The organism is Streptomyces sp. NPDC005808 (assembly GCF_042871385.1).
GTDB lineage: Bacteria > Actinomycetota > Actinomycetes > Streptomycetales > Streptomycetaceae > Streptomyces.
This window is the reverse complement of record NZ_JBIAIK010000005.1, coordinates 41,167-68,030: the sequence shown is the minus strand read 5'-3', so window position 1 is coordinate 68,030 and position 26,864 is coordinate 41,167. Positions and strand designations below refer to the sequence as shown.

Sequence of the window (26,864 nt, the reverse complement as noted above, 5' to 3'; positions counted from 1 at the left end):
CGCATTCACTCACCACTGGTCACGGTTGGTCGGTCGTGGCGTACATCGAACGATCGCTCCCGGGCGTGCGGTGGGCGCGGGCGGAAAATCGCTTCGGCCCGCGGGGCGCCCTCGCATAGCCTGCCGGCATGCCAACCGACCAGCTGATCGGCCTGCTCGCCGAAGAGACCCGGGCCCGCGCCTTCGCCGCTGTGGTCCTCGGCGCGGACACCCCCGCGAAGGTGATGGAGAAGGCGGGGCTCTCCCCGAAGGACGCGACCATGGCGCTGCGACGGCTCCAGGACCAGGGCGCGATCGCGGCGGCCGACGACGGGGGACTGAGCGTCGCCTACGACCGCTTCAGGGAACTCGCGCGCTCCGCGCAGGTGCCGTCCACCGAGGACCACGGCTCCGGGGACGAGGGCACCGAAGCGATCCTGCGGACCTTCGTACGCGACGGGCGTCTGGTGCGGCTGCCGGCCCAATGGCAGCGCAAACTGGTCGTTCTCCGCCACATCGCCGAACGGACCTTCGAGCCGGGCGTCGAGTACCCGGAGCGGACCGTCAACGAGAAACTGCGCGTCTGGTGCGAGGACGCGCCGGTCGACCATGTGACGCTCCGGCGGCATCTGGTGGACCTGCATCATCTGCGGCGGCAACGCGGCTTCTACTGGCGGCCTGCGGAGGTGTGAGGCCCGGCATGCGTTACGGGTGAAGCCGCTCAGCCCAGGAGGCGTACGGGTGTGCCCGCGAGGAAGGCCTGGATGTCCTCGACCGCCCCGCCGTAGTACGCCTCGTAGTTGGCGCGTGACACATAGCCGAGGTGCGGGGTGGCGAGCAGGCGTGGGGCCGAGCGCATCGGATGGTCGGTGGGGAGCGGCTCGACGTCGAACACGTCGACGCCCGCTCCGGCGATCCGGCCCTCGTGCAGCGCGGCGAGCAGTGCGTCCTGGTCGACGATCGCCGCGCGTGAGGTGTTGACGAGGTAGGCGGTCGGCTTGAGGAGCGCCAGCTCAGCGGCGCCGATCAGGCCGCGGGTGCGGTCACCGAGCGCGAGGTGGACGGAGACGAAGTCGCTGCCCGCGAGCAGCTCCTCCTTGGAGGCGGCCCGCTCCACCCCGACCTCCTCGGCACGCTCCTTGGTGAGATTCTGGCTCCACGCGCCGACCCGCATGCCGAACGCGAGGCCCACCTGCGCCACCCTGCCGCCGATCTTCCCGAGCCCGAGCAGACCGAGCCGCCGGCCGTACAGATCGGCGCCGACGGTGCTCTGCCACGGACCGCCCGTACGCAGCGCCTCGTTCTCCGTGACGAGCCCCCGCGCGAGGCCGAGCAGCAGCGCCCAGGTCAGCTCGACCGGGGGAGCCGAGGAACTCGGGGTGCCGCACACGGTCACGCCGTGCGCCTCGGCGGCCGCGTAGTCGATCACCGTGTTGCGCATCCCGGAGGCGATCAGCAGCTTCAGGCGGGGGAGCCGGGCCAGCAGAGACGCCGGGAAGGGCACCCGCTCGCGCAAGGTGACGACGATGTCGAAGTCCGCCAGCGCGGCGGCCAGCGCGTCCTCGTCGGCGAAGTGCCGGGCGAAACCGACGACCTCGACCTCGTCCGCGACCGGTGACCAGTCCGCGACCTCGGTTGCGGCACCCTGATAGTCGTCCAGCACGGCACAGCGAAGTCGCATGTCAGGTCCCTTCCAGGCTGAATCGGACCCTACCCGAGCGAGGGAAGGGCGCTGGGGCGGGGCCCCTGGAGGCGGCTCCTCCGGAAGGCGCGACGGCCGCTCGCCCGCCATGGCAGTCTGTGCACCCATGAGAGCGTCCCTGGCGGTACGGAGCCTGCGCGCGGCGGTGTTCGCCGTGCTGTGCGTCCTGCTGGCCGCCGGGGGGCACGGGCTGGCCACGGGGGAGGCGCCGCCCTTGTGGGCGGACGGTGCCGGGGTCCTCGTTCTCTTCGCGGCGGGCTGTCTGCTGAGCGGCCGGGAGCGGTCGCTCGTCGGGATCGGCGCCGGGATGCTGGCCGCGCAGGCCGGCTTGCATCTCGGATTCGAGGCCGCCCGGCCGCCCATGGCGATGCACATGCACGGCGCGCACATGCCGCACCAGCACGCCATGACGTCCCACGCCACCGCCGCCCACCTGGCGGCCGCTCTCCTCGCGACCTGGTGGCTGCGGCGCGGCGAGGCCGCACTGTGGTCGCTGCTACGCCGGGCGGTGACGCTCGTGCCCGGGCTCGCCGCCTGGTGGCGGGTGCGGACCGGGCCTTCCCGCGCCCCGGCGCACTGGAAGTCCGTAGGCCGGAACACGGCCGAGCCGCGACCACTTCGGCAGGTGCTGTTGCGGCACGCCGTCTCCCGACGGGGACCGCCCGCAGGGCTCGCACACGCGCCCTGACCTCATCCCCACCAGTACGGAGCTTCCCTGATGTCCCCGATACGCACCACCCTGCGCCGGGCCGGACTCGTCGCCGGCCTCACCTCGGCAGCGGTCCTGGCCGCCGCCGGCGCGGCCTTCGCCCATGTGACGGTCCACCCCGAGAGCTACGCCAAGGGAGCCACGGACGGTGTTCTGACCTTCCGCGTCCCCAACGAGGAGGACACCGCCAGCACCACGAAGGTGCAGGTCTTCCTGCCCACCGACCATCCGGTCCTGGGCGTCCTGGTCACTCCGCAGGCGGGCTGGACCGCGCAGGTGACGACGACCAAGTTGAAGACCCCCGTCAAGACGGACGACGGCTCGATCACCGAGGCCGTCTCGGAGATCACCTGGACCGGCGGCAGGATCCGCCACGGCGAGTACCAGGACTTCGACGTCGCCTTCGGTCAACTGCCGGACGACACGGACCAGTTGACCTTCAAGACGCTGCAGACCTACTCGGACGGCAATGTCGTCCGGTGGATCGAGGAGGCGGAACAGGGCGGTGAGGAGCCGGAGAACCCGGCGCCGGTGCTGACCCTCACGGCCAAGTCCGCGGCCGACTCGGGAGAGACGGCGTCATCGACCTCGGACTCGGAGTCGACTTCCGCCGCCGAGAGTTCGACATCGAGCAGTGACTCGACCGCGCGTGGGCTGGGCATCGCCGGCCTGGTCGTGGGTGTCCTCGGCCTGCTCGCGGCAGGGTTCGCCCTCGTGCGCGTCCGCGCCGCCCGCTCCTAGCCCGCGAAAGGCTGCCGCCCCGCCGGCCTCAACTCCCGGCGGCGGGGCGGACTGCCCACTGCTGCTCCACCTCGGCCGGCCGCCGGTACGCCACCGCCGCGACCCGGACGGCGAAGCCCGGACGCGGCGGTCACTCACTGTTGAGTTGCCAAGGTGCTGTGTCGCTCAGCGCTGCTCCGGTGCGTTCTTCTTGTTGACGAAGACCAGTGCCGCGCCGCCGATCACGACGAGGGCGATGGCTATGCCGCCGATGATCGGGGTGGCGCTGGAGCTGCCGGTTTCGGCGAGGTCGGTGCCGTCAGTGAAGGTACCGGCGGACGTGGCCGGGCTCGGCTCACTGACCGTCTGGGTCGTGACGTCGCTCGAACTGCCCTGTGTCTCGCAGTCGAGCATGCCGGTGAACCGTTGCTCGAAGCCGTTGTCGCCCTTGGCCGTGAAGTCGTACGCCTTGTCCTCCTGGAGCGTCACGGTCACCGTCCGGGACTCGCCTGCCGGGATGGTGTGCTCGATCCCCACCAGCTCGAAGGTGAAGGCCTCCTCGCCCTGGTTGGCCGCCGTGATGTCCACGCCGCCCCTGGCGCAGTTCTTCTCGGCGGACAGCGCGGGTATCGCACCCTCCTTGGCCCAGTTCGCGGTCGCCGTCGCGGAGACCGTCGACTCACTGGAGCCGGCGAGTATCTGGGTCTGGCTGCGGGTCTCGGAGGCGAAGGCGCGCCCGACGGGCACGGTCGTCGACGCCTGCACGGTCAGCGAGGCCGAACCGTCCGGGCTGTCCTGCGGCACGTCGAAGTAGAGCCGGCTGCCGTCCACCGCGGAGGTGATCACCTTGCCGTCCGCGTCCACGATTCGCACTCCGCTGGTGGCGGCGTCCGCGGGCGGCGCCACCGTCACGCCGTCCGCGTTGGTGTGCACCGTGACCGGGCCGAGCTTCTCGCCGGCGTGGCCGGATACCGCGGACGAGTCGAGGGTCAGCGAGGCCGCGGGCTCCGCCAGGTTCTGCGCGTTCTTCTCCAGGTAGTCCGCGAGCTTCTCCGCCTGCGGGTTCACCGCGTCCACGTCGGCGCCGTCCGAGTACCGCCAGATGGCCACCTGGGTGCCGGCCGCCGCGTCCTGCTCGGTGAGACCGCTTGCCCCGGCCTTCTCGGCCAGCGACGCGAGGTTGTTCACCTGTGGATAGGAGTTCTGCAGGATCCAGCGGATCTTGCCCGCATCAGCGTTGCCGTTAAGCGATGTGCCGCTCCAGGAGGTCTCCTGGTACTTGGCGTCCTTCTGAGTCGGATTGTGGAGGTCGATGCAGTAGGTCTGCAGGGTGCCGCCGTTGTCGACGGACATCTCGAACAGACCGGCGGACACCTGCAGGTCTTCGCCGTTGTCGTGTATCACGGCGGACCCGTAGGTCTTCAGGCCGCCTATGGTGGCCGTCGCACCACCCTGGTTCTGCGGAGTCTCGTCGGCGACGGCCGTACCCGCGGCGGCCATCGCCCCAGCGGCGACGAGCCCTGACACCAACGTCGCGGCAGCGAGGCGAGCGGCTCCTCGCCTGCGCGCGGACAACGCAGAGAACGAAAGAAACACAGAATCCCCTTCGAGCAGGACCCGTTGACATGGGGGGACGGTCCCGCCAGCAGAATCAGAAGCCCAGTGATCCATGAGCTATGTCCGGCATCCTAAGGACGTGGCGCACCGCACTCCCCAGTGATGTCATCCGATAACCGATCCGACTCGGAATCGTTATCGCTGAACACGCCTGTGAGCTGCGCTTATCGACAAATCCATGGAGTTGCTGTGAATGTACTTGTCGATAAGCCGCAGTTCGGTCAGGTCGTCTCCGACCCTGACATCACGTCACTCCGGCCGGCTCGGGCCGAGCTCCCGGCTCCGATTCCCAACTGGGTTCCGGCTGAGGGGCGGGGCTCGATCCCGTGTCCCCCTTGGAAGGACGTCGGAAGGCCGACGTACCGCGTGAAAGGTCGTGTCCGATCGCCACCGCGTCGATGTCGGCCGACGTCCGACTCTGGCCGTCGCGTTGCTCGGTACGGACCTTCAGCCTGCCCTGCACGATGACGGGATCACCCACCGACAGCGATGCCCCCACATTCGTGGCGAGCGCTCGATTGGCCCACACCGTGAAGAAGTTGGTGTGCCCGTCCGTCCACGCGCTCTTCTCGCGGTCCCAGTACCGTGCCGTCACCGCCAGCCGGAACCTCGCCGATGCCCCGTTGGCCAAGTCCCGGTACACAGGTGGCGTCGCCACGTTGCCCACCGCGCACACCGTCGTCTCGTTCATCCCCGAACCCCTCTCCCGTACGAATGCGTCTGATGCGTTGGACGCGTCTGCCGCGTCTGCCGATTCTGTCCCGGCGACCGCATGCGCTGCGATCGCCGCGAGTTCAGACTGCCTTCGTCGGGCCGGGCCCGCTGAGCGCTGTGTGTCACCGGCTGGTTGTGGACAACCGCCTCACCCGGTGGGGTGGTGCCGCATCGAGGGAACACGAACACGATCGAGCCGGGTCGAGCGGACGGGGCTGTGCCGGGGTCAACCGACAGGTGCCGCCGCCCCCATGACCCGTACGTACTGCTCGCGGACCTCCCGGTACCGCAGAAGTTCCGCGGCCACCGGATCGAGTACGCGTGCTCTGCCGCAGCCTGCGGCGGCCTCCCGCAGCCTCCGTTCCGCTTCGAGTCCGTAACGCCGGGCGGGCCCGCGCGCTGCCATCCTGCTGCTCCACTCGACGGCCGGACCGCCGATGATGCCGGTCACCATCAGCAGCACCGGCACCCCGAGATTCGGCGAGGTGATGCCGATGATCTGCCCCAACAGCCACAGTCCGCCGATGACCTGCAGGATCGTCATCGAAGCCTGCGCGAACACGGCGACCGGCCACCAGCCGGGCCGCGGCGGCCGGCCCACCGGTGCCGTGGCGCGCGCCGCCATCTCGTCCAGCGCCTCGGGCAGCCCCTGCGCCCCACGGGTGGCGGCCTCGCGTACCGCCTGCGCCCAGGGGGCGGGCAGCCCGTACGCCGCCCGGTCCGCCACCGTACGTACGGCCTGCTCGACGCGCTGGCGTGCGGTGGCCTCCTCGTCCTCGGGCGCCCGTACGGTCAGCCGTCCGGTCGGGGGTTCGCGCCGGTCCTCGTACCAGCGCCACAGCCGCAGCCAGGGCGTGCCACAGGCGCGGTTGGCGTTGCGGCGCCACGCGCGCTCGGCCGCGTCGCCGGCCGCGACCGCGCCCACCGCGTCCGCGAGCCGGGCCGCGAACTCGTCGCGCGCCTCCTCGCTGAGGCCGGCCCGCCGCCCCGTCGCGTAGACCGGTCGCAGTCGCGCCGCGGCGGCAGCCACGTCGGCCGAGATCCGGCGGGCGGCGGCGCCTCGCTCTGCCACGAACTGACCGAGCGACTCGCGCAGTTCACCGACGCCGTCCCCGGTGAGCGCCGACACCGCGAGCACGGTCGCGCCCGGTTCGCCGTACTCGCCGAGGGCGATCCCGTCCTCGTCCAGGAGCCGTCGCAGGTCGTCGAGGACCTGGTCGGCGGCCTCACCGGGCAGCCGGTCCACCTGGTTGAGGACGACGAACATGATCTCCGCGTGCCCCGCCATGGGCCGCAGATAGCGCTCATGGATGATCGCGTCCGCGTACTTCTCCGGGTCCACGACCCAGATGACCGCGTCGACGAGTGCCAGGATGCGGTCCACCTGTTCGCGGTGCTGGACCGCCGCGGAGTCGTGGTCCGGCAGGTCGACCAGGACGAGGCCGCGCAGCTGCGCCTCTGCCTCCGCGCTCTGCAACGGGCGTCTGCGCAGCCGTCCGGGGATGCCGAGCCGGTCGATGAGCGTTGCCGCGCCGTCGCTCCAACTGCACGCGATGGGTGCGGCGGTCGTCGGCCTGCGCACACCGGTCTCCGAAATGGCCACCCCGGCGAGCGCGTTGAAGAGCTGCGACTTGCCGCTCCCGGTGGCCCCGGCGATCGCGACCACGGTGTGCTGCCCGGAGAGCCTGCGCCGCGCCGCCGCCTCGTCGAGGACCCGGCCGGCCTCGGCGAGTGTCCGGCTGTCGAGCCGGGTGCGGGACAGTCCCACCAGCTCGCGCAGTGCGTCGAGGCGTGAGCGCAGCGGTCCGTCGTAGGCGAGGGGGGCCGGCGGGGCCTGCACGGCGGGCTTCGGCTCCACCACCGGCGCCGCCTGCGCGTTGGCCGTCTCGGACACGCGCCGGGCGATCAGCCCGTCGTCCCAGGCGGGGCCGCCCTCAGCGCGCGCGGAGGGGTCGTCGGCCTTCACGCGTGCGTGCCCTGCTTCATCACGCTCCAAGGGCGTGTGCCCCGCTTGATGACGCTCCACGCGCGCGTGGGCATCCCCTGAGAGGGCGTTCCTGGGGGGCTCGTCCTTGGAGGGTTCACTGTCGCGGTTGTTCTGTTCGGCTGCGCGCTTCTTGCCCTCGTTCTCCCCCTCCCCCTCCCTCTCGTCCTCGGAACTCGTGTGACGGGGGAGGTCGTTCTCGGATGTGGCCTCTTCGGGGGAGGCGTTTGCGGGGTGCTCCTCCCCGGGCTGGTCTGGGCGGTCGGCGTGATCCGTGTGGTCAGTGACGGCAGTCACCGCGGTCACCTCTCCTTCTGCAGTACGGACAGCGCGGCGATGAGTTCGGCCTGGGGTTCTGGACGTACGTCGAGTGCGTCGAGCGGGGCGAGGCGGCGCTCGCGTTCGGTGTACAGGGCCTTGTCGAGATAGTCGATGAGCAGTCGTCCGCCACGGTCGCGCAGCCGCAGCGCGCTGTGTGCCCCGATCCGTTCGGCGAGCCCCTCGCCCGCGGACCGCGCCCTGCGGCCGCCCAGCAGCGCGGTGGCGACCAGCGCGGCGACCACCTCGGCGTCCTGCGCGACGTTCCTGTCGAGGTCGCGCACCTCCTCCTCGGCGTACTCCTCGAGGATGCGCCGCCACCGTCGTACGGCCATCCCGATCCGGTGCTCGGCGCTCTCCAGCGTCGGGTCACGGTCGGTCAGCCCGGGAGCGCCCGCAGCGGGTTCACGCCGCCAGGCCTCGTCCACGCGCTCGTCGGCGGCGGTCACGGAGCACAGCAGCAGTGAGCCCAGGCTCTCGACGAGTGCGTCGAGCAGTTCGCCCGCGGTGCAGTCGAGCGGGTAGGCGCGCCACCGCTTGAGCGCGTCCCCGGAGAGTACGGCCCCGGCCTGCAAACGCCCCCTCACGCGCGCGTGCTCGCTGTCGTACGCCCCGTCGACGGACGCGGTGAGCCGCAGCGCGGCTGCGTACTGCGCGGCGGCCGCGCCGGCCAGCTCCGGCATCCGCGACTTCAGTGAGTCGAGGACGCCGTAGGCGGTACGGGCCATCGCGTCATGCCGGGCTGCCGGGTCCTGCACCTGGTGCGTGAGCCACGTACGCAGCGGAGCGACGGCGGTGGCGGGCAACAGGCCGCCGCCCCAGGCGGACTCCGGCAGCTCGGGCACCGTGAAGCGCGGCACCTCGCCGAGTCCCGCCTTGGTGAGGAGGGCGCCGTACTGCCGCGAGACCTCGGACACCACCTGGTGGGGCACTCGGTCGAGCACGGTGACCAGGGTCGCCTTGTGCTCCTTGGCCGTACGCAGCAGATGCCACGGCACGGCGTCGGCGTACCGGGCGGCGGTGGTGACCATGACCCAGATGTCGGCCGAGCAGATCAGTTCGGCGGCGAGTACCCGGTTGTCGGCGACCAAGGAGTCGATGTCGGGCGCGTCGAGGAGGGCGAGGCCGCGGGGGAGGGTGTCCGCGGTCTCGATCCGCAGCACCCGTTCGCCGCGCTCGCCCAGCGCGGGCAGCTCGTCACCGGGCTCCTTGTGGGGCACCCACACACGCGCGAGGTCGGGCAGCACCCGCATTCCGCTGAACCAGTGATGGTCCTCCGGATGGCACACCAGGACCGGAGTACGGGTCGTCGGCCGCAGCACGCCCGCCTCGCTGACCCGGCGCCCCACAAGGGAGTTGACCAGTGTGGACTTCCCGGCACCGGTCGAACCTCCGATGACGGCGAGAAGGGGTGCTTCGGGTTCTCTCAACCGGGGCACCAAATAGTCGTCGAGCTGTGCGAGTAGTTCGTCGCGGTTGGCGCGCGCGCGTGGAGCCCCCGCCAGGGGCAGCGGGAAGCGTGCGGCGGCGACACGGTCGCGCAGGGCGGAGAGTGCGTCGAGCAGCTGAGGCCGTACGTCCAAGGTCACCACATGCGAAGAATGCCCAATTTTGGAGTATTTCTGAAGCATATGAGTATGCCTGCGCGCCGACAGGGCATACGGGGCGGAAGGGACGACTGGGGCGCAGGCATAACGAGTGCACAACACCCGATGCGTGAGACGCCAAAAGCGGTGCACGTTTCGTACCTACCTGCGATTATCAGGACCGCTTCACTGAACCTCCACATCGAGCCACGGAGGCGAAGCGCGAGGGACAGGGATTCAGGAGCTTTATCCTTGTCCCCGGCAAGGTCAGGGATCAGCCCACATCCGGGCACCAGGACACAGGCCACCACACCCGGCCCCCGTAGCTCAGTGGATAGAGCAGGCGCCTTCTAAGCGCTTGGCCGCAGGTTCGAGTCCTGCCGGGGGCGCAAACACTGCCTGAGCTGCGCAAACGCTGATCCATACCGCTGTGACACTCATGTCCAGCGGAGCTAGGCAAGAAGTCTCAGGAGATTGATCTTGCTTAGCTCCCTCCCGCAGGAGGGTCACACAGCGTGCCAGCATCACCACGCAAGACAGTGGGCGAGACGATTCGACGGAGCCCGCTGCGCAGCGCTCGGCGCACGTCTACGCCGACAGATCACGAGAGCACAGGGGCACACTCCGGCTCGTCCGTACGCGTCCTCAGGGACGCTCAGGACGTGCGCGCTGCAATGCTCGATGAGCTAGAGCTACATCTCAGCACGACCACCAATCGACTCGGTCGCCCGTATCAGCAGGGCACCATCCGGGCGTACATGACCGGCGCGCGCACGCTGCACCGATGGATGACGCAGGCTGGTGTGGAAGAAGACTTCACCGCCTGTGACGTGCAGGCCCTCAATCAGTTCTTCCGCCATCACTACGAGACCCACGACGTGCCCAAGAGCCAGGACGGGAAAGGCGGGTACACAGGCGGTACGTCCACCCTCCAGCGGAACGTGCGCGTGCTGTTCGCCTGGCTGGAAGAGGAGTACGAGCATCCGAACCCGTGGCGTGACAAGAAGCTCCACCGCTACTCAGCGCCGCCGCAGGGGAAGCCAAAGACCCTCTCCTCTGAGTTCGTGACGGACTGTCTCAAAGTCACGGGTAATGGCAACCCTCGCGTCCGAGACTTCGAGACGACCCGAGACCACGCCATCATCAGGGTTCTGACGGAGGGTCTACGAGCCGAGGAACTGTTGAACCTCCGGGTCCAAGACCTGGACCTCCACGGTCACACCCTGGTCGTCGTCCCTCTGAAGGGCGACAGGAACAGCCAGGACGGCCGCACCATCCCGCTCCAGCCCAAGACGGTGAAGGCTCTCCAGCGGTATCTACGGGCGCGGGAAGAGCACAGCCTCTCTCAGGGCCCGTGGCTCTGGCTCGGCACGAGGAACAGGAACCGTCTCCGTTACTCGGGTCTGTACCGCATGGTGAAGCGCCGAGCCGAGGAAGCCGGGTACGACTCGTCCGAGGTGTCGCCGCACTCCTACTGCCATACGTGGACGGACGACCTACTCTCCAGCGGCGTCTCAGGCGAGAACGTCATGGCCGTACGCGGGTGGAAGAGCGCGGCTATGTTGCGCCGCTACGCTCACGACCAAGCGAGCCAGCGGGCAGTCAACGCTGTCCACAACCTGGGGGACCGTTACTGACCGTCGACAGCCGGCGGAACCCTGAGTGACACACGGTGGGTGTGGAACGTCCCGACTCATGTTCCACACCCGCCGCCGTCGTCTGGTCATTGCTCGATGGCCTTGAGTCCCTGGTACGCCTCGCGAAGATCCGCGCTCTCTGGGAGTTGTCGAGCCTCCACGGCCTTGACGACTTCCAGGGCTCGCCAGTGGTTCGACGGGACCACTCGCCCGGACAGGATGGCCTTCTGCGCTGAGTCGCAGGCTTCATCCAGCCGGTTCCCCTTGAGGAGGACTAAAGCCAGGTCGATGTTCGCGGAGGCCACGCGGCGGGGCCACTGGGTGACGTCCTCGCTCGGGCTCATCCGCTTAATCAGTTCCCGCGCGTACGGCTCGGCCGCCGCGTCTCCGAGCCATGCGAGGGTCGTTGCCGTGTAGGACAGTGCCTTGGCGGGGTCGTACCGGTAGTGGTGCTCGGGGGTGTCAGGGGTGCCGAGTGCAGACGACAAACCCTGTACCCGCTCGATGGCCGAGTAGGTCTCAGACCCATTGCCCAGCCGCGCGTGTGCTCTGCCCTCTTGCGCGGTTGCCTGGATCAGGGCAGAGGTTCCAGCGGGAGCTATCTCCTGAGCGGCGCGGGAGAGGTCAACGGCCTGGACGTAGTCCCCGTCCGTGAGCACGCGCCACGCCTCGGTCTCGTAACACCAGGCTTCAATCTCGGGATACCCGGCTTCCCTGGCGAGCGTGGCCGCTGTCTCCAGTCGAGCCGTAGCGGCGTCGTCCTGCATGAGGTCGATGTGGACCGTGGCACCCAGCAGAGAGAGCCAGCCGCCGATCACCAGCAGACGGCGGTGCTCGGCCAGGGTCTTCCTCGCATCCAGGAGCTTGACCACATAAGCGGAGTGCTTCCGCACCTGGCGCAACAGATCCTCGGGCCTGGCTCTGGGGTAGGCCATGGCCAAGCCGTCGAACGCGCGCTCTAGCCGCTCAAGGGTGGCATTCCCCACGTCGCTCGCCGTCACGCGGCGGGCAAGTTCCCAGGCGTCCATTTCGTCGTCATGGGAGCCGCTGTCCTCTACCGCCAGAGACAGACCGAGGTATTCGTTCAGAGCCTGGGTCAGTTCGGGAGACGGAGCCTGTTTGCCGCCGAGGACGCGGCTCAGATAAGCCACGTCGTAGTGGAGCTCCCTGGCTGCACCACGAAGGCTCTTGCCCTGTGCCTTGAGTGCCGCTCGTACCTCGGTCCCGAAGTCGGTCATGGTGGCTCCCGTTGACTGTTGACTTCGAGCATAGTCAACGCTGGTCAACTGCCCTGCGGGGTCTCCGAATCGATTGAGTCGTCAGACGCGCAAGTGACCCCCGAGCCACATGCAGGGTGACCCGGGGGAGCCGACTGACTAGGAGTCGACCATGCCGAACGGTACCGTCACGGGACCGCCCGACGGGAAGCCCTCAACAGGTGCTCCAATCGACGTGGAGTTGATGCGCGAGACAGCCGCGCGCTTACTCGCGGAGGACGCCGAGCTTCCCTCGCTGGAAGAGGTCGAGACCCTGACGCTCCGCCTGCGGGGAATGATCATGGTGGCGATCCCCGACGTGGAGATCCTCATCGGGAAGTTCCCCAAGGACGACATCCCCGCCACGTGTGCGCGGGCTTGCATCGGGGAAGCCAGGATGCGCCTCCGACTGGAGCCGGGCGGCAACCTGCCCCAACAGGTCGCGCACGCACAAAGGCTCGCTCGCTCGGTCCGCGCCCTGGCAGAGCACCATGTGAACCTCGGGGCCGAGCATGAGTGACCGCGTACGCGTATGCCGCCACTGCGACGAGGTGATCACAGACCCTGGTGACGCCGTCGTGGTCGCGCACGAACTCGGCAACTCTGGGCCCGGCTGGGACGTCTACGCCCACCGCGACCATGCGGATCAGGTCGACCTGATCGGCGATGACCTCTTGCGGATCATGCTCCGCATCTGGGCCGCCAAGATGAGACCCGAGCCACAGACGGAAGTCTGAGAGAGGGCGGCTCGTACACTGCCCAGACGAGAGCCCCGGCGCGGTAGTTAGCCTCTATCGCGGCGGGGCTCTCTCACGTCATGCGACGGCGGGTGTGGTACGTCAGATCACCACGGCGTGATCATGTCCCACACCACCCTGACGAGAGTGATGATTCCGTCCCACCCGAGCACGGTGCAGACGACGGTCAGCCACGCGGTAACGAGTCCCGCGACGAGCCAGGCGAAGTGACGGCGCTGAGAGACCGGGCGGCAGTCACGGCAGATCGGGTCTTCCTCGAATGTGCGCGGAGCGGGTACCAGGTTATTCCCGCACGAGGTGCAGGAGACCCACGTCTTTCCCTGCTGGCGGGTATAGCTGAATCGTCGGGTGTGCTTTCCCATGTCGCTCTCGCTTTCGCGTAGTTGGTGCGTACACGGGAGACGCTAAGAACGCACGGCTCCGCGTCCGAAGGGTCACGCCTGGATTCCTAGGCGGATCGTGACCTTGGCAACGCTGCCAATTACCGCTAGCCACATGGTCGGATAACGGTTCTCCATGGAGTCGCGCGATATCCCTTGGGTTCACATGCCGCCTCTTGGGAGTGTCGTCCTGCCAGCACGACAACGACCCACGAAGGAGCACGACATGACCCGCGAGCGTTTCTCTCACGCAGCCTGCACCCACCCCTCCACGAAGGCCGGGCGTGCCGCTTGCCGTAAGGCTCTCCGCGCCGCTGCTGAGCCTGCCGACACCGCGAGCACCGCGACGCCCGGCACCGCGAAGACGACGACCGCGAAGGCCACGGCGAAGAAGACCACGACTGCCGCTGCCAAGCCCGCCGAGAAGAAGTCGCCCGTCCGTGCGACGGCAGCGAAGAAGGCAACGCCCGCTCCCAAGTCGCCCGTTAAGGCTGTCGAGCCGAAGGCCGACGACGCCGCGAAGTAATCCAGCGCCAGCAGAGAAGCCCGGCACTCGTGAGAGTGACCGGGCTTTCTCATGGTCTCGTGAGTTCGCGTCGTCTCGCGAGTGCGAGCGAACGTCACGCGCTCTCTTGCGCGTTAGGGCGACAGAATCGCGTCTCTCGGCTCCCAGCAGAGTGCGAGCGATAGAAGAGACGCACTCAGCAACCGATCTCGTTAGACGCGCTCTCAGCGATTCCGCTCCGCAATGCAGACATCCTGGCTGGTCAGCGCATGCCGGCGCGCACTCGACACGGGGCGGTGTGGAACGTATCCGGGCTGTACCACACCGCCCCGACAGGGTTAGCGGGTAATGCGGTCAGCGCTTGGAAAGGCGCCCACGCTGTCACTTCGTGCCAGCTTGCTCTATCCACTGAGCCACGGGGGCCGGTCAATAAATCCGCGCTGAATAGAAGGAATTCTTCGCCATATACGATTCCTTGCCGTTTTGTCAAGACTATGTCATTCTCGAATTACCGATGAACGGTATTCGGTACGGAACTCTATTGGCTGGGAGGAGGATTAAGAATGGCTGGTGATAAGCCGCTGGGAGCGGGAACGCTGACGCCCGCCGAGCTGGACAAAGAAGCCGATAAGGTTTACCGCCTGTTCAAGCGAGGCAACAGCAAGGTCTCAATTTGCCGCGCTCTCGGAATGTCCATGGATGTGGTCGAACGGCGCCTGGCTCGGGCTCGGAAGAACCTGGGTGAGGATTCTCTCGCCGACATGCGGACCGACCGCGAATCCTCGCTCACCGACATGATCCGGGAAGCTCACAAGAACCTGGAGAATGCCGATACCGTGGCCGAGCGTAACGCGTGCGTTCGGACCATCGCGGACCTGAACATGAAGGTGGCCAAGCTCCTTGGCCTGGAGGTTCCCGCCAAGGTCACGCTTGAGATGGAAAAGACCCTGGAGATTCTCCAGCTCCAGCCCGACCCGGTATGGGGTGACTGACCCATGCCTCTCAAGTCGGGTCGGCTCTTCCGCGAGCGTGCAGCGGCTGGTGTGGCAGTTTGCCTCACTCACGGTCCCTGCTGCGAGAAGCACCCGGATCACCCTGCCGTTCAGGAGCGAAAGCGGCGGAACGACGAACTTAGCAAGGACCTAGTAGAGATGGCCTGGACTGGTCACCTATTGGGCCGGTTGAAGGAACTGGCGGACGCCGGTTATGAAGTGCCCGAGGAATTCACTCGGGGGAACGAGGACCCGCCCAGAGATCACCGGGTCCGTCTGTTCTTCGAGCGGTACGACTTGGGTAAGCACTTCCCGCCCGAGGAGCCCGAGCCTCCGAGGGGATGCAAGACGCGGAAGCTGTCGGATGGTGAGCTTCGCCAGCGTAGGGAATGGGCAGCCGAGGTCAGGGCAGCGCGCCAGAAGAGGAACCAACCCGACCCCACTCCGCCGTGGGAGAAGGGGTTCGACGCCGAGCTGGCCAAGATGCTCGGCCAAGGCGTCGAAGAACTGGAACCAGAGGTGCAGGAATTCTGGGCGCGGGTCAAGCGTGAACGCGAGGCAGAGCGCGCCGCGCTCGTCCAACGCCTCAAGGCGGATGAGGAATTGGCTCGGAAGATGAGCGAGGCCCTGGCGACATGGGTGAACCTGCCGCCTCGGAATTCGCGCCACACCCAAGACGTACGCGAGGGCTACGGCGACGCCGTGCCGGAATTCGAGGAGGAAGCATGACCGACGACATGGCAGCACGGCTCATGGCCGTGATGCGTGGCGACTCGCGACCCAGCCCGGCTCAGGGACGACCGGTAGACCCGGGTGCGCAGATGATCATGGACGGTCTGCGCGGCGGCTCAGAGCGGGACGCCCGCAAGGCGCAGGCCGAGCACCACAACCAGAACTACGCGGCGAAGCGGGAGTTCGAGCGTCGCGTGGCTCGGCGCGTCCGAGAACTCGCCGAGCGTCACGAGGGCGGCCAGTACCCGGAGGAGAAGGCTCGCGAACAACTCCGCCTTGAGGACCTGGAAGCCAAGCGCCAGGCCGACAAGCGGGCCGTCTACGACCAGATGGTCGCCAGCAACCGCGCCGAGTACGAGGGCAACTCCACGGAGAACCTTCGTGAGCGGACCCGAGAGGCGACCCGGCAGCGGCGCGAGAAGGCGGACGAAGTCCTGGTGGCCAAGCTGCGAGCCATCACCGGCGCGTACCACGCCACCTGAGCCAGCCGGCCGACTGCACCACCCACCTATCCATAGGCCCGTTCACACCGTGGGCGGGACTCACTGAAAGGACAGCCACCATGGCTACTGCATCCATCGACACCACCGAGCTGGAGACCCTCGTCGGCTGGCTCATCGAAGGCCAGGCCCGCAAGGTCCGTGGCATGGCGCTCTACAACGCCATCCGTGTGAAGAACGGCAAGGCCGCCGTGTCTGCCGTCCAGATCTTCGACCACAACACTGCGGCACCCGCCATCTCCGCCGTCCTCGCCGACGTCAACGCGGCGTCGTGAAGGTCCGTGAGGCTCGGGAGAAGGTGCTCGGCATCCTCCGCGAGAGCCAGAGCGGGGCGGAGTACGGGAGTTTCTTCGAGGTCTTCCCTGACCTCTCCCTCAACGCCGTGCATCGCCTTCTCGGCCGAATGCTCGACCGTGGCGAGATCGAGGTGGACAGGGTGTACCGCTGCCTGATCCTCCCGGGTCAGGCCGTGGACTCCCACCGTCTGTATCGCGCGCGGACCTGACACACAGACTGGCTGGTGTGGGAGCGGTCCACGGAGTTGGTTGTAGGGCCCTCCTTCGCTCGCGTGGTGTATCCACTTCTCCCGCACCAGCCTTCAACTCCCGGGCAGGGTGTGGCCGGGAAACGAGCGGGGGGTGTGGTACGCGGGTCTTCCCTTCTACCCGTGCCACACCTCCCGTTCTGCATATCCGAATCGGGATGGAGGAGTGTTGACCGTGATCGAAACGTACGCCGACAACGTGACAGCCATCTCGGCGGAACTGCCCGCCTCTCCCAGTCGCCGACGTAAGCCGCTCGGCCTGCTCCGTGGGGCAATGGGTACGTGGGAAGACGGCCAGGTACGTGAGATCACCACGGAAGACCTGAGAGACAGGTTCCAGCTCACGCCCGAGGAATTCCGCCGGAAGCTGTTTACCCACGCTCGGTCACGCGGGTTGGAAGTCAAGAGCCACAAGACCCCTACGGGAATGAGGTTCTGCCTGGGGAACGTGAGCGAGGTAGTGGGCAAAACCGTCTCAGCGCACGGCCGCCGCACAGTTCACAAGCCCGAGCTAAAGCCTCAGATCGTGGCCTTCATCCACGAGCAGCAAGCCGTCCATTCCGCCGACATCGGACGGGAGTTCTTCGACGGCGACGGCCACCAGACGCGGCGCTACCTGACCACGCTGGAAGCTGAGGGTCGGATCACGGGCACTCGCCGAGGCAAGTACCTCTGGTGGTCACCGGCTGGTGTGGAAGTCTCCGACACAGACCTAGCCGCCCGCACTCCTAAGCCAGTGGGACGGCCTGGCCCTCGCCTCACAGAGGAGGAGAGGCAGGCAAGGCTGGATCGGCGAGCGAGGCGGGAGCGGGAAAGACGACAGGGGCAGCGGGAAAAGGGGCCTACTCCTACCAAGCCTCGGTCTCGGAAGCCAGGCCGTCATGCCCACTGCGCTCACGAGAACACCAGAGACGAGATGACCAAGTGCCGCAGGGCCAGGCGTAGGGCCGAGCGCAAAGAGGAACGCGCAAAACTCCGACCCGCCCGGGTAACTCAGACCAAAGCGGAGTTGAAGGTCAGGGCAGCGGAAGAGAAGCTGGCCGACGAGATCTCGCTAGCCATGACTGATCAATGGCTAACCCAGGTCGAAATGCACTGCGCCGCCTCCGCAGACGAGGTCGGCGTATTCGATCCAATGGACGGGATCAGAGAGCGGCAGACAGAGCGGCGTCGGCTGTCGCGGGAAAAGATGGAAGCCGAGGGCAAGTTCTACGGGTGGCGGACTCACTCGGGGTTCTATCGGATGGGCGGCGGCCCATCGGTCTACCAGTTGGCTCACTACATCCACGTGCGGATGAAGAACGACCGTGAGCACAAGGGTTGGTACCGGTTCACCTACGAGTGGGTGAAGTCCCACTATCCACACCTCTTGGCCAACTACCGAGATCTTGTGGAGGATTCCCTAGAACTCCTCGTGATCCGGGGCAAGATCGAACGGCTAGACATCCCCATCAAGATCACGGTGTCGGGGGTGACTGATGGAAACCACCGATAGAGGCAAGCCGATGAGCCATAAGGACTGCGGCCACCCGAAGACCCGCGCGGCTCGGGAGAAGCGCCGCAGAGATCGCGGGCAGGTGAGCCCGAGTCAGACTCCAGAGGCGCGACGGGCAGTCTCCCAGGCCAAGCCGAAGCCGGAGCCGAAGATCCGAGACACCAAGGGGCACCCCTGGAAAGGCTCACCTCTTACCGCTCCCGTACTGTCCGGGATGATCTATAAGCGGATGCGAGCCAACCGCGACCGGCGGTACGTGTTTGACCGTGAGTGGCTTTACCGGCAACTTCCCCATGTATCTACAGAGCTGGTAGACATGGCACTTCAGTACCTCGTGGATAAGGGCAAGATCAGCGGCATCCCGAAGTGACTCTGTGCGCTTCTCGGGCGCTCTCATGACTCGACTGTGAGTGTGTGTCGGCGAGCACTGCTCAGCGCCTTACAGGCGCTTCTAGGCGCCCTAATCGCGCGTCTGCACTGCGCACGTCTCACGCTCTCGCGTTGAGCTTCCGTCGTATCTGCCACACCAGCCCGTTGCTCGCTCGCGAGCCGTAGCGGTCGCTTATCCGTGAGGTGACAGAAAAAGTGTCATCTGTACCTCAGTACTCATACGCGCATGAAGGCTAAGTGCACGTGACAGAAAATCTGTCACCGCTGCTGGCTCGGCAACGACACGCGAGACGGGGCGGTGTGGCACAGATCACTCGACGCCTTGACCTGCGCGGCTAACGATCGTTAACGACCACGTGACACTTTCTCGATTACCGAGCGTGACGACCGCGACTTGCCAGCACGAGCGCGGCTCGGTTCAATCCCACCTCAAGCGCACCTCAGAAGCGTGATCAGAACGTTATCCACGTTGATCATCGCGCTATTAGCCACGCCTTTTTCACGCTGCGTAGAGTCGTTGTTGTCAGCGCGAATTGCGCAGAAAGGAGGAGCCGACTATGGCCCAGCAGGTGGATAGGTCCCGCCTCGCACATGAGAAGTCCAAGTACCCATTCTGGGAATGGGCGGATAACAATGTGTGGGAGGCGAAGAAGGGCGAAGACTTCGAGGTGGAGCCCAAGGCATTCCTCGCCGCCGCCCGTGCGTACGCGAAGAAGAACGACCTCCGGCTTCGGCACAAGGTCGAAGACCACACGGTGGTCGTGTTCCAGTTCCTCCCTGTCGTGAATGGGGTGGGGCAGTGAGCGCCATAGATGACTTCCTGTTCGAGGCCAGCAAGGACCCGCGAGTCGGTACGCGGCTCCAGGAAGAGCTGGAAAACCTCGATGAGGGCCAACTGGGGCGAATGCGGGAGCTCCAGCGCCTCGGCGGCCATGCATTCATTGTCGCCGACATCAGCGACCTGGAAGGCGAAGAGGCGTACGCGTTCGCGGAAGTCCACCCCGCCTAACCAACATCGAGAGTGAGGGCATTAGTGGAACCGAGGGAGGAATGGGAACCATGAGCAATGCAGAACCCCGAGCACCAGAAGAGTAAGTGCCCCACATGCGGAGCAGGGCGAGGCGAACCGTGTGTCAAGCGTAACGGGGACATCGCCGCGAAGGTCCATTACGGCCGCCCCTACTGGTCGGCGAGGGTCGGTAAGCCCCGTGAGAGGGCGGGCAGGTGACAGACCAGCAGCCGAACCCGTCGGAGATTCTGAGGCGGATGGAACGGAAGCTCGACCGGCACCTCGGCAAGTGACCAACGAAAAGGCCCCGTGCTGGCGGGAATTCAGCACGGGGCCTTTCAGGAAAGGAAAGGAACCGCTGTGAGCGTAACACGCTCTTCTGAGGCGCGGGAAAACGAAATTCGGCAATTCCTCACGTCGCTTTATGGTGAGGATTACGCGGACCTCCGATTCACCGTCGTGGTCGCTGAGCGACTGGACGACGGCACCGCGAACGGCAAGCTGGACTGGGCCGGGCGCATGACCTACTGCCTTCGCCTGACGGACGAGAACGTTGCCAAGATCGTCCGCGTGTCCGACCGCCACGGCATGGAGGTCTTCTTCACCCCCGTGCCTCGCAGTGCCAAGGGCGACCCGTCAGCAGAGAACGCCGGCGTGCCTCGCACCGTGTACGCCGACGTGGACAAGAGCGCTCTTCCGGCTCGTACGCTCGCCTGGCTGAAGCGACAGGGCGCCTGCCTCGTGCGCTCGGGCGGTGTGGTACTGACCGAGTCCGGCAAGGAAGTCCCGCGCTACCACGTGCACTTGCCGCTGGACGTCTCGCGTTCCACACCCGCCCATCACGAGGTCGAACAGCTCAACCAGGCGTTGTCCAAGCGGCTTGGCGGGGACAGCAAGACCAGCGTGGGCGTGATCCTGCGCCTGCCTGGCACGCGGAACTGGAAGCCGGTGAACCGCGACGCGGACGGCATCGGTCGTCTCGTGTCTGTCGAGACGTACGCGAGTCAGCGTGTGAGCGTCCCTGACACTGCCTCAGCGCTCCGTACGGAGCTTCTGGATGCGAGCGAGTATCAGCGTGCGTCTGTCGCCGTAGAGAGCGCCGTAAGCGCCGCTGAGACGTTCGAGAAGTACGGGGCCGCTCGGCCGCTTCTCCGCAAGGCCAACCAGATGTTCGGGGCGGGCAATTACGACGCGCGGCACAAGCTCGCCGGGGGCCTCGTCAGGGACCTGCGGAAGAGGGGACTCACCGAAGCCGAGGCGCTGGGTGTGGTGCTCGGCGTGGGTATCGAGGACACCCCGAACCCTGGGTGCCTGGCCGCTCAGAGCAAGTGGACGGATAGGCAGATCGCCGACGACGTGGCGCGGGTGTACGCGAAGGCGGAGCGCCAGAACGGAACCGAGGGAGACGGAACCAGAGGAGAGAGGAACGGCCCGGTGGAGGGCAAGTCCACGGGCCGTTCCGATGAGTCCTCACCTACGCGGCAAAACGAGAAAGGACGCTCACTCGTGGACGAGACTAGCGCGATATCTGCGGTTCCCGAGTCGCGGTTTGGGACCGCGTATTGGGACCAGCAGCAAAAGCGGTTGGACATCACCGCTGAGATCCGGCACGTCCACTTCGCCGAGTTCGTGGCCGACCAGTGCGGGCGAGAGCTGAGGCACGTTCAGGGCGTCGGCTGGTTCAAGTGGAACGGGATGTACTGGGAGGCGACCGGCGACCTTCGAGCCGCGTATCAGGCTGTGACGGATGCGTCGGGCGCTCTCATCCGGCGGGCGGCTGACAACCCCTCGGATCTCGCGTGGTGTGTGCCCGCGTCCAACAAGATGTTGGTCAACGACGTGCGCCGGAAGATCGTGGCGGAGATGGCAGTGCTCCCCCAGCTCCACGCGACAGTGGATGTGATGGACGCGAAGCGGCACCTCCTGACGTTCCGCAACGGCACCGTGGATCTCCGCACGGGTGAGCTTGTGCCACACCGCCCCGAAGACATGCTGACCCAGTGCACCCAGGTCGATTACAAGCCCGAGGCCGAGTGCCCGCGCTGGCTGCGTTTCGTGGAAGAGATCTTCCCGGGTGACAAGGAGCTCCAGCGGTACTACCAGACGTGGATCGGCATGTCCGTGACCGGTGAGGTGAAGGATCACGTCCTGGGCGTCTGGTACGGCGACTTCGGGCGCAACGGCAAGGGCGTGACGGTGCGCACCCTCCAGAAGGTGTTCGGCCCCAGGATCATCCGTGAGGTGCCGTTCTCCATGTTCGAGAACGTGAGGGGGCAGCAGCCGCACACGGAGCTGGTGGCGGGTCTCCGTGGCGCTCGGATGGTCGTCGCGCAGGAGGGCAACGAGGGCACCCCGATGAACACGGCGCTCCTCAAGAACTTCAGCGGTGGGGACCGGATCAGCACGCGGCACCTGCACGGCAAGCAATTCGACTTTGAGCCCACGTTCACGCTGGTCCTCGTGACCAACAACCTGCCCCAGTTCTCAGCGGGTGGTGCCGCCCTGTGGGCGCGCACCAAGGCCATCCACTTCGGGGTGTCGTTCGCCGGACGTACTGACCCCGAGCTGGAGCCGACGATCCAGGGTCCGGAGGCTGAGGGCGTCGCCGCGTGGGTCGTGCGTGGTGCCGTGCGCTACTACCAGAAGGGCCTCAGGGACGCTGAGAGCGTCGTCAAGGCCACGGAGCACCACCGGGAGCAGGTCAACCCGCTGCGGCCCCTCATCGGCGACCTGTTCGAGTTCGTGGAGGGTCACCGCGTCCTGCGCTCGGAGTTCAACGCCCAGTTGAAGAAGTGGCGGGGCCACAACGAGATCCCGACGAACCGGTACGGACCTGGGTGGGTCAAGGACAAGCTCCTTTCCACCGGGCAGGTGACCGAGAGCCGCAGTGGCAAGCTCGGGGCCGTGTTCGAAGGCGTGAGGCTCACCGCGCAGTACGGCGGGGTCCTGGCTCGTGAGTTCGAGGTGATCGCCGTCCCTGCTGAGGAAGCGGAGGGGACGGGCGAACCTGAGGAGCTCCAAGAGCTGTGACGTGATCCCCTTGGAGACGGCGGGCATTGGGCGTGTGGGTGCTCGCCGTTTCGTTTGGCGCGTGGCTACTCACGAGTACCGTACCGTGACAAAAAAACTGTCATCTGTAGGTTGTTCTCATACGCGTATAAGACCGACCTACAGGTGATAAAAAATCTGTCACTACATAGGAACTCGCCGGTAACTTACGGACGGGTGACGCCGAGAGTGGACGGCTACAGAGACGCGGGCAGAGTGTGAGCGTCGATTCTCAGGGCGGTGTGGGACAGGGGTCAGGGATTAGCGGTGTTGGCCTACTCCCGCACGCGTGCGACAGGGTACGGGTCTATCCCCCCGAACGGCTTTGATGAGTGCCCGCCAGCCAGGAACGCGCTCGACGGGAACGGCACATTGGCCGCTCAGATTCACACGTCCCATGTGGGCCATGGCGTCCAGTGGGCAAGACGATACGCAGGGTGGACAGCGTTTGACCCTGCGTATCTCCACTGCTTAACGTGGTGATGTCACAGTGAATATGGGCACGTTGGGCAATAAGGCTTCTAAGCGCTTGGCCGCAGGTTCGAGTCCTGCCGGGGGCGCAAGTCTCCGCCCTCCCCCGCGGAGGGCTTTTTGCTGGTCGGGGCTGTGTTCCCGAACATGGCGGGTGCCGGACCGCCCCGTGTGACCGCGGGAGGGTCCGGCTCCGTCCGGAGACCTGCCGGGCGTACAGCCCTCCCCGGCGGCACGCTCAGGAGGGGGTCGCTTCCCTACCGGGCGTGCCGCGCAAACGCCCCGGGCCAGGCGGAATCCGAATCCGACTACGCACCCTTTTCCGGCGGGAGAGTTCGTGATTCTCTCGACCCCGGAGTGGCTGGGGAGTCGGGTCCGCCGCGTTTGCGGCGGGTGAGGTCGGCGGCGGCTTCCGGCCACCGGGGGTGGTCGAAGGTGAAGCCCGCTTCGAGGAGGCGGCCGGGGACGACGCGGCGGCTCTTCAGCAGGAGTTCGGTGTCCGAGCGCAGGGCGAACGCGCCGAGTTCCGCCATCCACTTGGCGGCGGGCAGGCCTGCCGGGACGCCCCACGCGGTGCGCAGCGCACGCATGAAGGCGCGCTGCGGCAGCGGAACGGGAGCGGCGAGGTTCACCGGCCCCGAGATGTCCTCCCGGGCGGCCAGGAACTCGACCGCGCGGACGAAGTCCTGGTCGTGGATCCAGGACACGTACTGGGCGCCGCCCGCCACCGGGCCGCCGAGGCCGAGTCGGGCCAGCCACAGCAGGACGTCGAAGACCCCGCCGCGGTCGGGGCTCATCACCATGGCGGAGCGCAGGGCGACCTTGCGGGTGTGCGGGGTTCGGGCCCGTTCCTGAGCCTGTTCCCAGGCCTTGGCGATCTCGACGCTGTAGGCCCAGTAGTCCGGGACACCGGCTTCCGTGCCGCCCAGTACGCCGGTCGCCTCGTCGTTGGGTGCGTCGAAGCGGTGGGCATAGACGGTGGCCGTACTCATCTGCAGCCAGAGCTGCGGAGGGTGTGTCGCGGCTGCGATCGCCTCACCGACCACCTGGGTGGAGTGCACGCGTGAATCCATCATGGCCCGCAGGTTGGCCGGGGTGTAGCGGCAGCTGACGCTGCGTCCGGCCAGGTTGACGACGATGTCGCTGCCGTCGATCGCCTCGGTCCAGGGGCCCGGGTTCTCGCCGTCCCAGTGGATTTCGCGGGCGCGCGTCGGCCGTCGGGTCAGGACCACGACTTCATGGCCCGCGGCGGTCAGGGCACGGTTCAGGATCGTTCCTACCTGGCCTGTTCCTCCGGGTATGACTATCTTCATCGGGCTCCCCCTCGGCGTGCGACGGCTTGAACGGCCTGTGGGGGGAGCTTAGCCCAGAGAGTTGAACGCGTTCAAAAATGCGGGGCGGGGGGGGGGGGGGGCCCCCCCCCCCCCCCCCCCCCCCCCCAGCCCCCCCCCCCCCCCCCCCCCCCCCCCCCCCCCCCCCCCCCCCCCCCCGGCGTCGTACGACAGGGTCAGACCTTGGCCGGCGTCCGCCTCTCCTCGGCGGGCGCGGCCTCGGAGATGCCCAGCCGCTTGTGCACCGCGCGCAGCGGCTTCGGCGCGTACCAGGCCGCATGGCCCAGCAGTCGCATGGCCGCCGGTACGAGTACGCCGCGGACGGCCACCGCGTCGATCAGGATCGCCAGGCCGCTGCCGAGGCCGAACATCTGGATGAAGCTGACGTTGGCCGTGCCGAAGGCGAAGAAGCTCACCGCGAGGAGGCCGGCTGCCATGGTCACGATGCGGCCGGTGTGGGAGAGGCCGCTGGTGACCGCGGTCTCCGTGTCGGCGCCCGCGTCGTGCAGTTCCTTGATCCGGCTGGTCACGAAGACCTCGTAGTCCATGGACAGACCGAAGGCGATGCAGAACATGAGCACGGTCATCGAGGTGTCCATGGGCTGCGGCGTGAAGCCCAGCAGGGAGGACAGATGGCCGTCCTGGAAGATCCACACCATGACGCCGATGGCCGCCGTGAGGCTGATGCCGTTGAGGACCAGCGCCCGCAGTGGCTGGATCACGCTGCCGGTGAAGAGGAAGAGGATCACGAACGTGGTGATGGCCACGAGACCGATGGCCAACGGGAGCCGGTCGGCGATCGAGTCCTTGGAGTCGACGAGCCGCGCGTCGTTGCCACCGACCAACACCTCGGTCCCGGCGGGCGGATCGACCGCCCGTACGTCCTTGACCAGGTCCTGCGCTTCGTCCGACTTGGGCGTGAGTTCGCTGACGACGGTGATCCGCTGGGCGTCCGGCCGGCTCAGTGCGGCGGCTGCCGGGCCGGGCGGGGTGGATCGGCCGTCGGTGAAGGTGCCGGCGGAGGTCTCCACGCGGGCCGTGCCGTCGAGCCGCGACAGGTCGGTCGCGTACGCGCTCAGCTCGGCCGGAGCCACGGGACCGGTCGTGACGATCTGCACGGCGGACTCGTCGCTGCCGGTGAAGTCGCTCTGTACGGCGGTGGCGACCTGCCGGCTCTGGGCGCTCTCCGGCAGTACCCGCTCGTCCGGCGTGCCGAAGGTGACGCCGAGCAGCGGACTCGCGGCGAGCAGCAGGATCGCGAGGACCGGCAGCGCGGTCAGGGCGGGCCTGCGCATGACCGTGCGGGCCAGCCGGCCCCAGAACGGTGCCTCGGCGTTGCGTACGGTCTTCGCCCACGGCAGTCGGCCGTTGTTGACCCGGTGGCCGAGCACGGCGAGCAGCGCGGGTACGACCAGCAGGGCACTGACGGCGGCGATGATCACGACGCCGATGCCGGCGTAGGCGAACGAGCGCAGGAAGTACTGCGGGAAGACCAGCAGCGCGGAGAGCGCGATGGCGACGGTCGCCGCGGCGAAGGTGATGGTCCGGCCTGCCGTGCGCACCGTGTGCCGGAGCGCTTCGGAGACGTCGGCGCCCTCCGCGAGGTGTTCGCGGAACCGGCTGATCATGAGCAGCGCGTAGTCGATGCCGAGGCCCAGGCCGAGGGCGGTGGTGAGGTTGATGGAGAACACCGACACGTCGGTGAGGCTGCCGAGGACGTAGAGCTCGGCGAAGGTGCCGACGATCGCGATCAGCCCGATGACCAGGGGGATCAGCGCGGCGACCACGCTGCCGAAGGCGATCACGAGCAGGATCAGGATCAGTGGCACGGCGATCAACTCGGCCACCGCGAGGTCCTTGGCGACCTGGCTGGTCACATCCTGGCCGACCGCGGCCGCTCCACCGGCCTCCACCGTCAGCCCGTTCCGGTCGCCGGTGTACTCGTCGATGATCGCCGAGGCGTTGTCGGCCTGCTCGGTCTCGTCGCCCCTGATGTGGGCCAGCACCAGCGCCTGGTTCCCGTCGCGGGAGGTCAGCGAGGAGGCGTCGGTGTCCCAGTACGAGATCACGTTCGCCACCGTCGGCTCGGCCTTGAGCTCCGAGGTGAGGGTGCTGCCCGCGCGCTCGGCGGCGGGGGAGCCGATGGCGCCCTCGTCGGCCCGGACCAGCAGGACCAGGTTGCTCTCACCTCCGAACTTCTCGTCGATGAGCTCCTGGGCGTGTGTCGAGGGCGCGCTCGGATCCTCGAAGCCACCGCCCAGGAGCTTGCCGAACGCCCCGAAGCCGATGACCCCCATGGCGACCACGGCCACCACGGTGAGTGTCAGTACGAGTCGTCCCCGGCGCAGGGCCAGCTCCGTAATTCGGTCGTACATGGTGATCCCCCTTGATGTTTACGCCATTAACATAGACCGTGACATACAAAGTTAACGACGTCAACTTCGGGAAGTTAATGGCGTCAACCCAGGGCAGGATGAAGTCGGGACG

General features: G+C 67.3%; 26 protein-coding genes and 1 tRNA gene. 18 read left to right on the top strand and 9 right to left on the bottom strand.

The features are described 5' to 3' along the window. Positions 1 to 128 precede the first annotated feature (128 nt). Positions 129 to 671, top strand: a complete 543-nt coding sequence (locus ACFYPC_RS13130) for a DUF2087 domain-containing protein (RefSeq protein WP_388674462.1) — start codon at positions 129 to 131, stop codon at positions 669 to 671. A gap of 29 nt (positions 672 to 700) precedes the next feature. Here ACFYPC_RS13130 and ACFYPC_RS13125 read toward each other — a convergent pair whose 3' ends face one another. Continuing rightward, positions 701 to 1,660, bottom strand: a complete 960-nt coding sequence (locus ACFYPC_RS13125) for a D-2-hydroxyacid dehydrogenase family protein (RefSeq protein WP_388674460.1) — start codon at positions 1,658 to 1,660, stop codon at positions 701 to 703. A gap of 127 nt (positions 1,661 to 1,787) precedes the next feature. Here ACFYPC_RS13125 and ACFYPC_RS13120 point away from each other — a divergent pair, with 127 nt between their 5' ends. Together ACFYPC_RS13120 and ACFYPC_RS13115 are read left to right on the top strand one after the other, a co-directional pair. After that, on the top strand, positions 1,788 to 2,369 hold the full coding sequence (locus tag ACFYPC_RS13120; RefSeq protein WP_388674458.1) for a hypothetical protein: 582 nt from the start codon (positions 1,788 to 1,790) through the stop codon (positions 2,367 to 2,369). Positions 2,370 to 2,399: 30 nt separating this feature from the next. Continuing rightward, positions 2,400 to 3,131: a YcnI family protein gene (locus tag ACFYPC_RS13115; protein ID WP_388674456.1), complete on the top strand. Its 732-nt coding sequence runs from the start codon at positions 2,400 to 2,402 to the stop codon at positions 3,129 to 3,131. 165 nt (positions 3,132 to 3,296) lie between these two features. On the opposite strand, the gene ACFYPC_RS13110 is transcribed toward ACFYPC_RS13115, so the two are convergent. The 4 genes from ACFYPC_RS13110 to ACFYPC_RS13095 form a co-directional block, all read right to left on the bottom strand. Next, on the bottom strand, positions 3,297 to 4,610 hold the full coding sequence (locus ACFYPC_RS13110; RefSeq protein ID WP_388674454.1) for a Cys-Gln thioester bond-forming surface protein: 1,314 nt from the start codon (positions 4,608 to 4,610) through the stop codon (positions 3,297 to 3,299). A gap of 361 nt (positions 4,611 to 4,971) precedes the next feature. Further along, the gene (locus ACFYPC_RS13105; protein ID WP_388674452.1) at positions 4,972 to 5,418 is read right to left on the bottom strand and encodes a single-stranded DNA-binding protein; all 447 of its coding nucleotides are present in this window, start codon (positions 5,416 to 5,418) and stop codon (positions 4,972 to 4,974) included. 249 nt (positions 5,419 to 5,667) lie between these two features. After that, positions 5,668 to 7,722, bottom strand: a complete 2,055-nt coding sequence (locus ACFYPC_RS13100) for a GTPase (protein WP_388674450.1) — start codon at positions 7,720 to 7,722, stop codon at positions 5,668 to 5,670. Between the two features lie 5 nt (positions 7,723 to 7,727). Further along, on the bottom strand, positions 7,728 to 9,335 hold the full coding sequence (locus ACFYPC_RS13095; RefSeq protein ID WP_388674448.1) for a dynamin family protein: 1,608 nt from the start codon (positions 9,333 to 9,335) through the stop codon (positions 7,728 to 7,730). A 310-nt stretch (positions 9,336 to 9,645) separates the two neighbouring features. On the opposite strand from ACFYPC_RS13095, the gene ACFYPC_RS13090 reads away from it, so the two are divergent. Next, positions 9,646 to 9,718, top strand: a tRNA-Arg gene (locus ACFYPC_RS13090). Between the two features lie 273 nt (positions 9,719 to 9,991). Next, positions 9,992 to 10,966, top strand: a complete 975-nt coding sequence (locus ACFYPC_RS13085; protein WP_388674446.1) for a tyrosine-type recombinase/integrase — start codon at positions 9,992 to 9,994, stop codon at positions 10,964 to 10,966. Between the two features lie 86 nt (positions 10,967 to 11,052). On the opposite strand, the gene ACFYPC_RS13080 is transcribed toward ACFYPC_RS13085, so the two are convergent. Next, positions 11,053 to 12,204, bottom strand: coding sequence for a helix-turn-helix domain-containing protein (locus ACFYPC_RS13080; protein ID WP_388674444.1), 1,152 nt, complete (start codon positions 12,202 to 12,204; stop codon positions 11,053 to 11,055). 151 nt (positions 12,205 to 12,355) lie between these two features. Between ACFYPC_RS13080 and ACFYPC_RS13075 the strand changes: the two genes are divergently transcribed. Together ACFYPC_RS13075 and ACFYPC_RS13070 are read left to right on the top strand one after the other, a co-directional pair. After that, entirely contained in the window at positions 12,356 to 12,742 is a 387-nt protein-coding gene (locus tag ACFYPC_RS13075) for a DUF6415 family natural product biosynthesis protein (RefSeq protein WP_388674442.1), read from the top strand. Continuing rightward, on the top strand, positions 12,735 to 12,959 hold the full coding sequence (locus tag ACFYPC_RS13070; RefSeq protein ID WP_388674440.1) for a hypothetical protein: 225 nt from the start codon (positions 12,735 to 12,737) through the stop codon (positions 12,957 to 12,959). Before ACFYPC_RS13075 ends, ACFYPC_RS13070 begins: the two co-directional genes overlap by 8 nt. A 107-nt stretch (positions 12,960 to 13,066) precedes the next feature. Here the strand turns inward: ACFYPC_RS13070 and ACFYPC_RS13065 are convergent, their stop codons facing one another. Then, a complete protein-coding gene (locus ACFYPC_RS13065) occupies positions 13,067 to 13,342 on the bottom strand; it encodes a hypothetical protein (RefSeq protein ID WP_388674438.1) in 276 nt (91 codons plus the stop codon). 244 nt (positions 13,343 to 13,586) lie between these two features. Between ACFYPC_RS13065 and ACFYPC_RS13060 the strand changes: the two genes are divergently transcribed. The 11 genes from ACFYPC_RS13060 (at position 13,587) to ACFYPC_RS13010 (ending at position 22,557) form a co-directional block, all read left to right on the top strand. Further along, positions 13,587 to 13,886, top strand: coding sequence for a hypothetical protein (locus ACFYPC_RS13060; protein WP_388674436.1), 300 nt, complete (start codon positions 13,587 to 13,589; stop codon positions 13,884 to 13,886). Positions 13,887 to 14,428: 542 nt separating this feature from the next. Next, positions 14,429 to 14,857, top strand: a complete 429-nt coding sequence (locus ACFYPC_RS13055) for a hypothetical protein (RefSeq protein WP_388674434.1) — start codon at positions 14,429 to 14,431, stop codon at positions 14,855 to 14,857. 159 nt (positions 14,858 to 15,016) lie between these two features. Further along, positions 15,017 to 15,586 carry a hypothetical protein gene (locus tag ACFYPC_RS13050; protein ID WP_388674432.1) on the top strand — a complete coding sequence of 190 codons (570 nt, stop codon included), beginning with the start codon at positions 15,017 to 15,019 and terminating at the stop codon, positions 15,584 to 15,586. After that, entirely contained in the window at positions 15,583 to 16,071 is a 489-nt protein-coding gene (locus tag ACFYPC_RS13045) for a hypothetical protein (RefSeq protein ID WP_388674430.1), read from the top strand. The genes ACFYPC_RS13050 and ACFYPC_RS13045 overlap by 4 nt, the downstream gene beginning before the upstream one ends. 80 nt (positions 16,072 to 16,151) lie before the next feature. Continuing rightward, positions 16,152 to 16,364: a hypothetical protein gene (locus ACFYPC_RS13040; RefSeq protein WP_388674428.1), complete on the top strand. Its 213-nt coding sequence runs from the start codon at positions 16,152 to 16,154 to the stop codon at positions 16,362 to 16,364. Further along, entirely contained in the window at positions 16,361 to 16,594 is a 234-nt protein-coding gene (locus ACFYPC_RS13035) for a hypothetical protein (protein ID WP_388674426.1), read from the top strand. The genes ACFYPC_RS13040 and ACFYPC_RS13035 overlap by 4 nt, the downstream gene beginning before the upstream one ends. A 214-nt stretch (positions 16,595 to 16,808) precedes the next feature. Continuing rightward, on the top strand, positions 16,809 to 18,128 hold the full coding sequence (locus ACFYPC_RS13030; RefSeq protein ID WP_388674424.1) for a hypothetical protein: 1,320 nt from the start codon (positions 16,809 to 16,811) through the stop codon (positions 18,126 to 18,128). Beyond that, a complete protein-coding gene (locus tag ACFYPC_RS13025) occupies positions 18,112 to 18,498 on the top strand; it encodes a hypothetical protein (protein WP_388674422.1) in 387 nt (128 codons plus the stop codon). The genes ACFYPC_RS13030 and ACFYPC_RS13025 overlap by 17 nt, the downstream gene beginning before the upstream one ends. 577 nt (positions 18,499 to 19,075) lie before the next feature. Then, a complete protein-coding gene (locus tag ACFYPC_RS13020; RefSeq protein WP_388674420.1) occupies positions 19,076 to 19,321 on the top strand; it encodes a hypothetical protein in 246 nt (81 codons plus the stop codon). After that, on the top strand, positions 19,318 to 19,527 hold the full coding sequence (locus ACFYPC_RS13015) for a hypothetical protein (protein ID WP_388674418.1): 210 nt from the start codon (positions 19,318 to 19,320) through the stop codon (positions 19,525 to 19,527). The genes ACFYPC_RS13020 and ACFYPC_RS13015 overlap by 4 nt, the downstream gene beginning before the upstream one ends. A 459-nt stretch (positions 19,528 to 19,986) precedes the next feature. Further along, on the top strand, positions 19,987 to 22,557 hold the full coding sequence (locus ACFYPC_RS13010) for a phage/plasmid primase, P4 family (protein WP_388674416.1): 2,571 nt from the start codon (positions 19,987 to 19,989) through the stop codon (positions 22,555 to 22,557). A 797-nt stretch (positions 22,558 to 23,354) separates the two neighbouring features. Here the strand turns inward: ACFYPC_RS13010 and ACFYPC_RS13005 are convergent. Then, positions 23,355 to 24,359, bottom strand: coding sequence for a TIGR01777 family oxidoreductase (locus ACFYPC_RS13005; RefSeq protein WP_388674414.1), 1,005 nt, complete (start codon positions 24,357 to 24,359; stop codon positions 23,355 to 23,357). A gap of 194 nt (positions 24,360 to 24,553) precedes the next feature. Then, a complete protein-coding gene (locus ACFYPC_RS13000; RefSeq protein ID WP_388674413.1) occupies positions 24,554 to 26,752 on the bottom strand; it encodes an MMPL family transporter in 2,199 nt (732 codons plus the stop codon). Positions 26,753 to 26,864: the final 112 nt, after the last annotated feature.

Excerpts from the sequence above, each read along its gene's own strand:
- ACFYPC_RS13130 (WP_388674462.1), top strand. The coding sequence starts at position 129 with ATGCCAACCGACCAGCTGATCGGCCTGCTCGCCGAAGAGACCCGGGCC.
- ACFYPC_RS13125 (WP_388674460.1), bottom strand. The coding sequence starts at position 1,660 with ATGCGACTTCGCTGTGCCGTGCTGGACGACTATCAGGGTGCCGCAACC.
- ACFYPC_RS13120 (WP_388674458.1), top strand. The coding sequence starts at position 1,788 with ATGAGAGCGTCCCTGGCGGTACGGAGCCTGCGCGCGGCGGTGTTCGCC.
- ACFYPC_RS13115 (WP_388674456.1), top strand. The coding sequence starts at position 2,400 with ATGTCCCCGATACGCACCACCCTGCGCCGGGCCGGACTCGTCGCCGGC.
- ACFYPC_RS13110 (WP_388674454.1), bottom strand. The coding sequence starts at position 4,610 with ATGGCCGCCGCGGGTACGGCCGTCGCCGACGAGACTCCGCAGAACCAG.
- ACFYPC_RS13105 (WP_388674452.1), bottom strand. The coding sequence starts at position 5,418 with ATGAACGAGACGACGGTGTGCGCGGTGGGCAACGTGGCGACGCCACCT.
- ACFYPC_RS13080 (WP_388674444.1), bottom strand. The coding sequence starts at position 12,204 with ATGACCGACTTCGGGACCGAGGTACGAGCGGCACTCAAGGCACAGGGC.
- ACFYPC_RS13075 (WP_388674442.1), top strand. The coding sequence starts at position 12,356 with ATGCCGAACGGTACCGTCACGGGACCGCCCGACGGGAAGCCCTCAACA.
- ACFYPC_RS13070 (WP_388674440.1), top strand. The coding sequence starts at position 12,735 with ATGAGTGACCGCGTACGCGTATGCCGCCACTGCGACGAGGTGATCACA.
- ACFYPC_RS13065 (WP_388674438.1), bottom strand. The coding sequence starts at position 13,342 with ATGGGAAAGCACACCCGACGATTCAGCTATACCCGCCAGCAGGGAAAG.
- ACFYPC_RS13060 (WP_388674436.1), top strand. The coding sequence starts at position 13,587 with ATGACCCGCGAGCGTTTCTCTCACGCAGCCTGCACCCACCCCTCCACG.
- ACFYPC_RS13055 (WP_388674434.1), top strand. The coding sequence starts at position 14,429 with ATGGCTGGTGATAAGCCGCTGGGAGCGGGAACGCTGACGCCCGCCGAG.
- ACFYPC_RS13050 (WP_388674432.1), top strand. The coding sequence starts at position 15,017 with ATGGCCTGGACTGGTCACCTATTGGGCCGGTTGAAGGAACTGGCGGAC.
- ACFYPC_RS13045 (WP_388674430.1), top strand. The coding sequence starts at position 15,583 with ATGACCGACGACATGGCAGCACGGCTCATGGCCGTGATGCGTGGCGAC.
- ACFYPC_RS13040 (WP_388674428.1), top strand. The coding sequence starts at position 16,152 with ATGGCTACTGCATCCATCGACACCACCGAGCTGGAGACCCTCGTCGGC.
- ACFYPC_RS13025 (WP_388674422.1), top strand. The coding sequence starts at position 18,112 with ATGGAAACCACCGATAGAGGCAAGCCGATGAGCCATAAGGACTGCGGC.
- ACFYPC_RS13020 (WP_388674420.1), top strand. The coding sequence starts at position 19,076 with ATGGCCCAGCAGGTGGATAGGTCCCGCCTCGCACATGAGAAGTCCAAG.
- ACFYPC_RS13005 (WP_388674414.1), bottom strand. The coding sequence starts at position 24,359 with ATGAAGATAGTCATACCCGGAGGAACAGGCCAGGTAGGAACGATCCTG.
- ACFYPC_RS13000 (WP_388674413.1), bottom strand. The coding sequence starts at position 26,752 with ATGTACGACCGAATTACGGAGCTGGCCCTGCGCCGGGGACGACTCGTA.